Below are 771 nucleotides of genomic sequence, written 5' to 3' on the forward strand. Positions count from 1 at the left end.
CGCCCCGTACCGGCCGAACTCGCTGGACGGCGGCTGCCCCTTTCTCGCGGGCGCCGGCGACCACGCCTACATCGAGTTCCCCACGCCCCTGCCTCCGGCGGCCAAGGTGCATGGAGCCCCGGCGTCGTTCGACGACCACTTCGGCCAGGCCCGGCTGTTCTGGCTGAGCCTGAGCCCGGTGGAGCGCGAACACGTCATCGCCGCCTACACCTTCGAACTCTCCAAGGTCTACGAGCCGGTCGTCCGGGAACGTGTCCTGACCGTCCTCGCCGAGATCGACCCCGTCCTGTGCGCCGAGGTCGCCACCGGCCTGGGCCTGCCCGCCCCCGAGCCCTCCGGCGCTCTGCCCGACATGGCGCCGAGCCCGGCGCTGTCCCAGGTCGCAGGGGCCTGGCCCACCACGGGCCGCGTCCTGGGCATCGTCGCCGACGCCACCAGTGACCTCGTCGCCGTCCGCCAGGTGCGCGACAGCGCCCGCCAGGCCGGCCTCCTCCCGCTCCTGATCGCCCCCACCGGCGCGCCGCTCGCCGAGGACCTGTCCGTTCAGCGCACCTTCGTCGCCACCCGCTCCGTCGAGTACGACGCACTCGTCATCGCCGGCCCGCTGCTGCCGGCCGCCGACGACCACGGCGCCCGTGACGCCAAGTCCGGTGTGACCGGTCCCGGCGCCCAGGTGGACTCCCGTGTCGCCCTGCTGGCCGGCGAGGCCTACCGGCACGCCAAGCCGATCGCCGTCCTGCCCGGCGCCGAGGCCGTTCTCGCCGCCGCGTC

The 771-nt window shown here is 74.8% G+C and carries 1 protein-coding gene; it reads left to right on the forward strand.

The window, feature by feature from the left end; genetic code table 11:
• On the forward strand, window positions 1-771 hold a 771-nt coding region (locus IE329_RS40020), incomplete at both ends, for a catalase-related domain-containing protein (RefSeq protein WP_308438447.1).

Source organism: Kitasatospora indigofera, assembly GCF_014655955.1.
GTDB classification, from domain to species: domain Bacteria; phylum Actinomycetota; class Actinomycetes; order Streptomycetales; family Streptomycetaceae; genus Kitasatospora; species Kitasatospora indigofera.